The organism is Pseudomonas sp. K5002 (genome assembly GCF_013386655.1).
Taxonomy (GTDB): Bacteria; Pseudomonadota; Gammaproteobacteria; order Pseudomonadales; family Pseudomonadaceae; genus Aquipseudomonas.
The window spans coordinates 1-9,277 of record NZ_JACARK010000687.1; the positions used below are offsets into that span (position 1 = coordinate 1).

General features: G+C 61.4%; 10 protein-coding genes. 3 read left to right on the forward strand and 7 right to left on the reverse strand.

What is annotated here, in order from left to right; all coding sequences use genetic code 11:
- Positions 1-577 (forward strand): divergent polysaccharide deacetylase family protein (locus tag HX846_RS26240; protein ID WP_178966390.1); only part of this gene is annotated, 577 nt, incomplete at its 5' end.
- Between the two features lie 74 nt (positions 578-651).
- Positions 652-1,956: a Vps62-related protein gene (locus HX846_RS26245; protein WP_178966391.1), complete on the forward strand. Its 1,305-nt coding sequence runs from the start codon at positions 652-654 to the stop codon at positions 1,954-1,956.
- Here the strand turns inward: HX846_RS26245 and HX846_RS26250 are convergent.
- From HX846_RS26250 to HX846_RS26280, 7 genes are all read right to left on the reverse strand, one after another.
- A complete protein-coding gene (locus HX846_RS26250; protein WP_003218028.1) occupies positions 1,909-2,667 on the reverse strand; it encodes an ABC transporter substrate-binding protein in 759 nt (252 codons plus the stop codon). The genes HX846_RS26245 and HX846_RS26250 overlap by 48 nt on opposite strands.
- A 66-nt stretch (positions 2,668-2,733) precedes the next feature.
- A complete protein-coding gene (gene hisF, locus HX846_RS26255; RefSeq protein WP_003218030.1) occupies positions 2,734-3,504 on the reverse strand; it encodes an imidazole glycerol phosphate synthase subunit HisF in 771 nt (256 codons plus the stop codon).
- Between the two features lie 9 nt (positions 3,505-3,513).
- Positions 3,514-4,251 carry a 1-(5-phosphoribosyl)-5-[(5-phosphoribosylamino)methylideneamino]imidazole-4-carboxamide isomerase gene (hisA, locus tag HX846_RS26260; protein ID WP_003187784.1) on the reverse strand — a complete coding sequence of 246 codons (738 nt, stop codon included), beginning with the start codon at positions 4,249-4,251 and terminating at the stop codon, positions 3,514-3,516.
- 39 nt (positions 4,252-4,290) lie between these two features.
- On the reverse strand, positions 4,291-4,548 hold the full coding sequence (locus HX846_RS26265) for a DUF2164 domain-containing protein (protein WP_003218033.1): 258 nt from the start codon (positions 4,546-4,548) through the stop codon (positions 4,291-4,293).
- A complete protein-coding gene (hisH, locus tag HX846_RS26270) occupies positions 4,548-5,186 on the reverse strand; it encodes an imidazole glycerol phosphate synthase subunit HisH (RefSeq protein ID WP_003218034.1) in 639 nt (212 codons plus the stop codon). Before hisH ends, HX846_RS26265 begins: the two co-directional genes overlap by 1 nt.
- Entirely contained in the window at positions 5,186-5,779 is a 594-nt protein-coding gene (gene hisB / locus HX846_RS26275) for an imidazoleglycerol-phosphate dehydratase HisB (protein ID WP_003218037.1), read from the reverse strand. Before hisB ends, hisH begins: the two co-directional genes overlap by 1 nt.
- Before the next feature lie 255 nt (positions 5,780-6,034).
- Positions 6,035-7,696, reverse strand: a complete 1,662-nt coding sequence (locus HX846_RS26280; RefSeq protein WP_003218039.1) for an OFA family MFS transporter — start codon at positions 7,694-7,696, stop codon at positions 6,035-6,037.
- 295 nt (positions 7,697-7,991) lie between these two features.
- Here HX846_RS26280 and HX846_RS26285 point away from each other — a divergent pair.
- On the forward strand, positions 7,992-9,277 hold a 1,286-nt coding region (locus tag HX846_RS26285), incomplete at its 3' end, for an AsmA family protein (RefSeq protein WP_178966392.1).

Genomic DNA, 9,277 nt, shown 5'->3' on the forward strand with positions numbered 1-9,277 from the left:
CGAATTCGCCCGCGAAGCCCACAAGGCCGGCAAGATCGTCATCCTGCACATGCCCATGGACCCGGCCACCGGCCCGTTCGCCTGGCACCCCGACCTGCCTATCGAAGAGCTGGGCAAACGCCTGGACGCGGCCTTCAAGGCCGTGCCCTACACCGCCGGCATCAACAACCACATGGGCAGCCGCATGACCGCCCAGCCGGAGGCCATGGCCTGGTTGATGGGTGAGCTGCAACGACGCCACAAGTTCTTCGTCGACAGCCGCACCAGCGCTAAAACCGTCGCCGCCGCCGAGGCGCAAAAGATTGGCCTGGCCAGCGTCTCGCGGGATGTGTTCCTCGACGACGAACGCACCGAAGCGGCCATCACCACCCAGCTGCAGACCGCGATCAAGCTGGCCCACAAACAGGGGTCGGCGGTGATGATCGGCCACCCTTATCCACAGACCCTGGCGGTACTCGAACGTGAGCTGCCCAAGCTCAAGGCCCAGGGCGTCGAGTGGATCGACATCAAGTTGATGATCAGCCTGCGCAGCAACCAGGCCATGGCCGGCCACGGAAAAAACGGCACTTACCGCTAGTGCTATATAGCTACCGCGCCTGACCGAGCGGACTCTCCGATAGTGGATCTTCGTATCCACTGGAGAGTCTGTAGATGAACTCACTGCAATACAAAGACCTGCTGATCAACTTCACCACCGAGTTCGTTCCTGTATGGAACGACAAAGGCACTCGCGCCGAAAAACCCGTGACCTTCTGGCGCCCGAGCACATCCTCCGACGCGCTGGGCAACTTCGTCCCGCTGGGTGATGTGGCCGTGGCGGGTTACCACAACATCAATCAACTGAACATCGTCGCTGTTGTCAGCGAAGTTGACCGGGAGAATGGCACCGCCTTGCGGCCCCCCGTCGACTTCGAGAGAGTCTGGGAACACTCGGGACCAAGGGCACGCGCCAATTTCTCAATCTGGCGGCCCACCGCTCCAGAAGGTTATGTGGCGATGGGGCTGGTCTGTGGCCTCGGTAACGACAAACCACCACGCAATACCATCCGCTGTGTCAGAGAAGACCTGGTGACTCAGGCCTATGTCGACCAGTTGATCTGGAGCGACCAAGGCAGCGGCGCCCACCGGGACTTCAGCGCCTGGGGTGTCTCCCCGTCGCAAGCAGCTCCTGGCCAAGCCTACCTGGCACCGGGCACCTTTACCGGCGCCGAGGGCTATGCCAAGCCAACCAGGCAAAGCCCGGTGCACGCGCTGCGGCTGGACCTTGCGCTTCATTCCGAAGATTTGCCGCCACTTTCACCCGAAATGGCACCAGGACGCACGATGCCGGAGCAGGTAACAGAGGGCATTCATGTGTGCGAACTGCCCTGGTTTACCGTGAACGACCCGACCCTGACGCCCCTGGAAAAACTGCAAACGTGCCCGGTATATCGGTTGAAAAGAATCGACCAGTACAGCTTGGTGGCCAGCGGTCAAAACACCACGCCAGCAAGCCAAACCTTCAGTTGGGTATTCGCAAAAGGAGAGATCAGTGACTTCTCCATGGGCCTGCGCGCCTTGACCGGCGTCGATATAAAGGCTGCCTGGGCACCCCGGCATCCGTTGAGTATCAGTGCCAACCTCAATCGCGACTTCACGCATACGGGCTTGACCGCACAAGGTTGGGAACGGGAGGGCGTGGCGGATGTGATGGCTTACATCCCGGCGAATAAATCCATCGCTGCCTACCTGGTCAAAAGCCGATACGAGCTATTGCGGGCTGATGGCAGCCAGCTCGGGCCAACCCTGACCTATGCCAGCGGAGATAACGTCTACTTCAGCGAGCTGCTGCAACCTGAAGCGGCGGTTACTGCTGTTGAGGAGCCAGAGGAAGTACCAGCAGCGGTGCCCGAGCCCACAGAAAACAACCTAGAGATAACGCCCCATGATTTCATCGACGACACCCTCCTGCCGTAACTGATCGAGGGCCGCCTGGAGTTTCGCCACTACGTCATCCGGCACGTTTTTGTTCAGCGCCAGGTACAGCTCCGCGCTGTTGAAACGCAACACAGTCTTGAGCCCGGTCACCCCGACCTGGCGTGCCAGATAACGGCCCGCCGGGTCCCCGGTGGCCCACAGGTCGATCTGGCCATCCACCAGCTTTTTCGCGTTGTCCTGATCCCGCAACACGATCACCGGCTTGAGCCCCTGCTTCTCCAGGCTCTCGGCGATGGCGTCGCCCTTGTAGGCGCCGATCTTGTAGCGCCGCGCCTGCTCAAGGTCGCTCAGCTGGATCTTGCTGTCAGCCTTGGCCAGCAGCACCCAATCGTCCGGGCCGATGGGGCCGACCCATTTGAACAGCGCCTCACGGTCCGGCAAGCGCGCCATCACGAACACGCCGTAACCGGGTTTTTCCAGGGCGAGTTTGTAGATCCGGTCCCAAGGGAACCGCAGGGTCAGGTTGTAGGAAATACCGGCACGCTGGAACGTCTCGCGGACGATGTCCACGGCAATGCCTTCGATGTTCTCTTCCTTGGCGAAGTTCTTGCCGTTTTTCGCCATGTTGTACGGCGGGAAGTTTTCCGTCAGCAACACCAGGGAAGCGCCGTCGGACGGTTCATCAGCGTAAGCCGAACCCGTCAGCAGAACGGTGGTACTGGCGAGGGCGAGCAGCAGGTCTTTGAACATGAAAGTTACCGGAATCCATGGCAAGCCCAGAGAGTGCCGCGAGCCTGCCATGGTGTCCAGTGACGTTTAGCGTACGACGATACCGCGCGCCGCCATGTAGGCCTTGGCCTCAGGCACGGTGTATTCGCCAAAGTGGAAAATACTCGCCGCCAGCACTGCGCTGGCGTGGCCTTCGATCACGCCGTCGGCCAGGTGCTGCAGGTTGCCGACGCCGCCGGAAGCAATCACCGGGATGCCCAGCGCGTCGCTGATGGCGCGGGTCACGCCCAGGTCGAAGCCGTTTTTCATGCCGTCCTGGTCCATGCTGGTCAGCAGGATTTCACCGGCACCCAGGGCTTCCATCTTCATCGCCCACTGCACGGCATCCAGCCCGGTCGGCTTGCGCCCGCCGTGGGTGAAGATCTCCCAGCGCGGGGTTTCGCCCGGGCCGGAGACTTTCTTGGCGTCGATGGCAACCACGATGCATTGCGAACCGAAGTGCTGTGCGGCTTCGCCGACAAATTCCGGGTTGAACACCGCCGCGGTGTTGATCGAAACCTTGTCCGCGCCGGCATTCAGCAGGTTGCGAATGTCCTGCACGGTACGCACGCCACCGCCCACGGTCAGCGGGATAAACACCTGGCTGGCCATGCGCTCCACGGTATGCAGCGTGGTGTCGCGACCATCGACGCTGGCGGTGATGTCGAGAAAGGTAATCTCGTCGGCACCCTGTTCGTCGTAGCGACGGGCGATTTCCACCGGGTCGCCGGCGTCACGGATGTTCTCGAACTTGACGCCCTTGACCACGCGACCGTTGTCGACGTCCAGGCAAGGGATGATGCGTTTGGCCAGCGCCATGGTCAGTCCTCAGCCGTTGTAGGCGTCGCAGTAAGCCTGGGCTTCAGCGACGTCCAGGGTGCCTTCATAGATCGCCCGGCCGGTGATCGCGCCGATGATCCCCGGCGCCTTCGCGTCCAGCAGCGACTTGATGTCGCCGAGGTTGTGGATACCGCCGGAAGCGATCACCGGGATCTTGGTGGCGGCGGCCAGCGCAGCGGTGAACGGTACGTTGCAGCCCTGCATCATGCCGTCTTTGGCGATGTCGGTATAAACGATGGCGGAGACGCCGTCGGCTTCAAACTGCTTGGCGAGGTCGATCACCTGGACGGTGCTGATCTCGGCCCAGCCGTCGGTGGCGACGAAACCGTCCTTGGCGTCCAGGCCCACGATCACTTTGCCGGGGAACGCACGGCAGGCTTCGGCGACGAAGGCCGGGTCTTTCACGGCCTTGGTGCCGATGATCACGTAGCTCACGCCTGCTTTCACGTAGTGCTCGATGGTTTCCAGGGAGCGGATACCGCCGCCGATCTGGATCGGCAGGTTGGGGTAGCGCTTGGCGATCGCCGTGACGACTTCACCGTTGACCGGCTGGCCTTCGAACGCACCGTTCAAGTCCACCAGATGCAGACGACGGCAACCGCCTTCCACCCACTTGGCAGCCATGCTCACCGGGTCATCGGAGAACACCGTGGAATCTTCCATGCGGCCCTGGCGCAGACGTACGCAGGCGCCGTCCTTGAGATCGATAGCGGGAATAATCAGCATCTGGCAAACCTTATTCGATATTCAGCGTTGCTCGGGAAATCAGGGTTTCTCGAGCGCCCACAAGTCGCTTTCGATGCTTTCGAACCTCTCTTTAAGGTGCGTCTGCACATCGAAAATCGCCCTGTTGTAATAGTGCGGAGCAATTTCAGTGGTGAACAGTTCGAGGATTTCTGCAACCTCGAACGAGCCGAGCTTGAGCTCGAAGCGGTCTTCCATGAAACGCTTGATCTTGTCGGTGGCCTCACTCTCCTGCTGGGGAGTGAGGTTCAAGATCGGCGGCTTGACCTTCTTGGCCATTACCAGCGCCCGTCCCACGCGGCGAAGTTCTGCAGCAATTGCAGGCCATGGGTATGGCTCTTCTCCGGGTGGAATTGCACGGCAAAGCGCGAACCGTCGGCCAGGGCCGCGGCGAAGTCGACGCCATAGTGCCCGCCACCCACCACCTGGCGCGGGTTACCGGCGGCGATGTAATAGCTGTGTACGAAATAGAAACGCGCCAGGTCCGGCACTTCGTGCCACAGCGGGTGATCCACGGTCTGGCGCACTTCGTTCCAGCCCATGTGTGGCACCTTCAGGTGCTCGCCGTCTTCGTGCAGGTCCTTGCCGAAAAACTTCACCTGGCCCGGAAACAGACCGATGCAGTCGACGCCGTCGTTCTCTTCACTGCTGTCGAGCAAGGCTTGCATGCCCACGCAGATGCCGAGGAACGGCCGGTCCTGGCTGACTTCACGCACCAGGCTGTCGAAGCCCAGGCGGCGAATCTCGGCCATGCAGTCGCGAATCGCGCCAACCCCCGGGAACACTACCCGGTCGGCTTCGCGAATCACGTCGGCATCGCTGGTGATCAGCACCTTGCCGGCACCTACGTGCTCGAGGGCCTTGGCCACCGAGTGCAGGTTACCCATGCCGTAGTCGATAACCGCGACCGTCTGCATTACAGGACGCCCTTGGTCGACGGCATTTGCCCGGCCATGCGGTCATCCAGCTCCACGGCCATGCGCAGGGCACGGCCGAAAGCCTTGAACACGGTCTCGATCTGGTGGTGGGTGTTGGTGCCACGCAGGTTGTCGATGTGCAGGCTGACCAGGGCGTGGTTGACGAAACCCTGGAAGAATTCCTGGAACAGGTCGACGTCGAAGCCGCCCACGGTGGCGCGGGTGTACGGCACGTGCATCTGCAGGCCCGGGCGGCCGGAGAAGTCGATGACCACACGCGACAGCGCTTCGTCCAGCGGGACATAGGCGTGACCGTAGCGACGGATGCCTTTCTTGTCGCCGATGGCTTTGGCAAATGCCTGGCCCAACGTGATACCGACGTCTTCCACCGTGTGGTGGTCGTCGATATGCAGGTCGCCCTTGCTGACGATATCCAGGTCGATCAGCCCGTGACGGGCGATCTGGTCCAGCATGTGCTCAAGAAAAGGTACACCGATATCAAATCGGGCCTTTCCGGTGCCATCCAGGTTGATCGAGGCTTTGATCTGGGTTTCCAGAGTGTCGCGCTCGACGGACGCCTTACGTTCGGCCATCACCAGCTCCGCAAAATCATTGGGCGAAAAAGGCAGCCATTATAGGGGCGCGGGCGCTAAACAGAAACATCGGAGGGGATAAGACTGATGGAGTGTCGGGGATAGACATGTCAGTACAAGTGTGGGAGCAGCTTTGTGTGGGAGCGGGCTTGCTCGCGAAAGCGGTGTGTCAGCCAAACATGGGCTGACTGGTCCATCGCATTCGCGAGCAAGCCCGCTCCCACACAAGCCTGCTCCCACAAGGGTTACGCGGTGTTAGTGGAACAGTACCGCAGTTTTCTGCAGGGTGACCCACACGCCCCACGCCAACGGAATGCCCACCGCCAGCCAGGCGGCAACCGCCAATGGCACGCTGCCGGAGGAGGCTTTCCACTCCAGCACGGTGCTGGAATCGGCGCCCTTGTCATGGCCCAGCGCCTGCTCGGCAGCCAGTTCGGCGTCGGTCATGAAGTACTTGTCTGCCACCGGCCGGACCAGCAGGTTGCAGATGAAGCCCAGCACCAGCAGGCCGGCGAGGATGTACAAGGTGATGTCGTAGGCGGCAGCGCGTTCAACGCCGATGCTCAACTGATACTCACGCAGGTAGTTCACCAGCACCGGACCCAATACGCCCGCCGCTGCCCAAGCGGTCAGCAGGCGACCGTGGATCGCACCCACCATTTGCGTACCGAACAGGTCCGCCAGGTAAGCCGGCACCGTCGCAAAACCACCGCCGTACATCGACAGGATGATGCAGAACGCCGCCACGAACAGCGCGACGTTACCCAGGTGACCCAGGTTCGGGATCAGCGCGTACAGGGCAAAGCCCAATGCGAAGAACACGAAGTAGGTGTTTTTACGGCCCAGGTAGTCGGAGAACGATGCCCAGAAGAACCGGCCACCGATGTTGAACAGGCTCAACAGACCGGTAAAGCCGGCTGCGATGGCCGCGATGGAAGCCAGTTGGCCGGCATCCAGTTGGCCAAATGCCAGGCCGTTACCCAGCAACTTGCCGCCGAACACTTCCTGCAGCAGCGGCGAAGCCATGCCGAGGATGCCGATGCCGGCAGACACGTTCAGGCACAGCACCAGCCACACCAGGCGGAATTGCGGGGTTTTCCAGGCCACGTTCACGTGCACGTGACGGTGGGTGATCATCGCATTGCTGGCTTTTTTCGCCGGGGCAGTCCAGCCCTCAGGCTTCCAGCCGGTCGGCGGAACGCGATAGGACAAGGCGCCGCCGATCATGAACACGAAGTAGATCACGGCCATGACCACGAAGCTCTGCCACACGCCAACGCTGGTCGGCGAGGCAAAGTGGCCCATCAAGGCGGCTGCCAGCGGGGCACCCACCATCGCGCCGCCGCCGAAGCCCATGATCGCCATGCCGGTGGCCATGCCGCGCTTGTCCGGGAACCACTTGATCAGGGTCGAGACCGGCGAGATATAGCCCAGGCCCAGGCCGATACCACCAATGACCCCGGAGCCGATCCACATCAGCCAGATCTGGTGGGTATAGATCCCCAGCGCGGAGATCAGCAGGCCGCCACACCAGCACAAGGCCGAAACGACACCAGCCTTGCGTGGCCCGGCGTGTTCAAGCCAGCCGCCCCAGATCGCTGCGGAGCAGCCGAGGAAGATGAAGAACAGGGTGTAGATCCAGCCCAGCATGGAGATGGGCCAGTCGCATTGCGACGAGAAGACCTGGCTGATGAAGCTCATGTCCGGCGCGCAGGCGACCGGTGCGGTGATCCCCAGCGCCTTGGACAACGGCAGCCAGAACACCGAAAAACCGTAGGCCATGCCGATACACAGGTGGATCGCCAGGGCGGCCGGTGGTACCAGCCAACGGTTGAACCCGGGCTTGGCGATAATGCGTTCCTTGGACAGGAACGCAGGCTGTGCAGCAGTATTACCCGCCGCAGTGCTAGTGCTCATTGGTGTTTCCCCCAGTTATTAGTATGTGTCCGTCGGGCGCTCTCTCCCTCGGCCTTACACGCAAGGCGTGGCCGTTTTGTTGAGTAAAGCTCCTTTTAAACGCGACGTTTAGTCGCAGACGGCAGACGAACATGCGCAGATTAGCATCTGTGGATGACAGAAAAACCAAACTGATATCACCTTTCTGGAGTTATCTGATTTGTTTGACGCCATGTAACGATCCCTAAACAGCCATAGGGCTACGAGCGTTATACTCTTCGGCTAAATTTTAAAATCGACATACAAGGACTCGCCCATGAAAGCGTTCGGCAAAATCCTGGGTCTGGTACTTCTCGGGCTGTTGCTGATCATTGTGGCTCTAGGCTTTGCCCTGACCCATCTCTTCGATCCCAACGACTACAAAGACGAGATTCGCCAGATTGCCCGCGACAAGGCCCACATCGAGCTGACGCTCAATGGCGACATCGGCTGGAGCCTGTTCCCCTGGCTCGGTCTTGAATTGCACGAGGCCAGCGTTGCGACCCTGACCAATCCGAGCCAACCGTTTGCCGATCTGCAGATGCTCGGCCTGTCGGTGCGCGTGCTGCCGCTGCTGCGCCGTGAAGTGCAGATGAGCGATGTACGTGTCGAAGGCCTGAACCTGCGCCTGAACAAAGACGTGCATGGCCACGGCAACTGGGAAGACATCGGCAAGAATGTGCCGGACCCGGCTACCGCCGCCACCACGCCTGCCGTGACTGAAGCGGCCACACCGGCCAAGCCTGAAAAGCCGCCGCAGCCGATCCGCCTGGACATCGACAGCCTGACCATCAACAACGCCCGCGTCGAATACAACGACGAGCAGACCGGCAAGCAGTTCAGCGCCGAAAGCATCCAGCTGAGCGCCGGCGCCGTGCACGAAGGTGCAAGCATCCCGGTCAAACTCACCGCATTCTTCGGCACCAACCAGCCGCTGATGCGCGTCAAGACCGAGGTCAATGGCAACCTGCGCATTCAGCGCGCCCTCAAGCGCTACCAGTTCGAAGACATGAAGGTCACTGGTGAAGCCACCGGCGAGCCGCTGCAAGGCAAGACCGTGACCTTTTCGACCCAGGGCCAATTGCTGGTGGACCAGTCTGCGAATATCGCCGAATGGACCGGCATGAAGCTGTCGCTGAACCAACTGCGCGCCCTGGGCGAGCTGAAGGTCAACGACCTGGACAAGACTCCACAGCTCAGCGGTGCCCTGTCGATTGCCCAGTTTGACCTGGCCAAGTTCCTCGACAGCGTCGGCAACCCGCTGCCACCGATGGCCGCCGGCAGCCTGAGCAAGGTCGAACTGGTCAGCCGCCTCAAGGGCACGCCGACCAGCCTGGCGCTTGAAGACCTCAACCTGAAACTCGACGACAGCACCTTCACCGGTCGCGTGGCCGTGGATGATTTCGCCAGGCAATCCCTGCGGGTGCAGCTCAAGGCCGATACGTTCAACGCCGACAACTACCTGCCGGCCAAGTCCGAAGCCGCCAAGGGCGCTGCGGCCGCGCGCCAGGCTGAAGTGCAGAACAGCGAAGCCGGCGCCATGGCGGCCGGTGGCACCACACC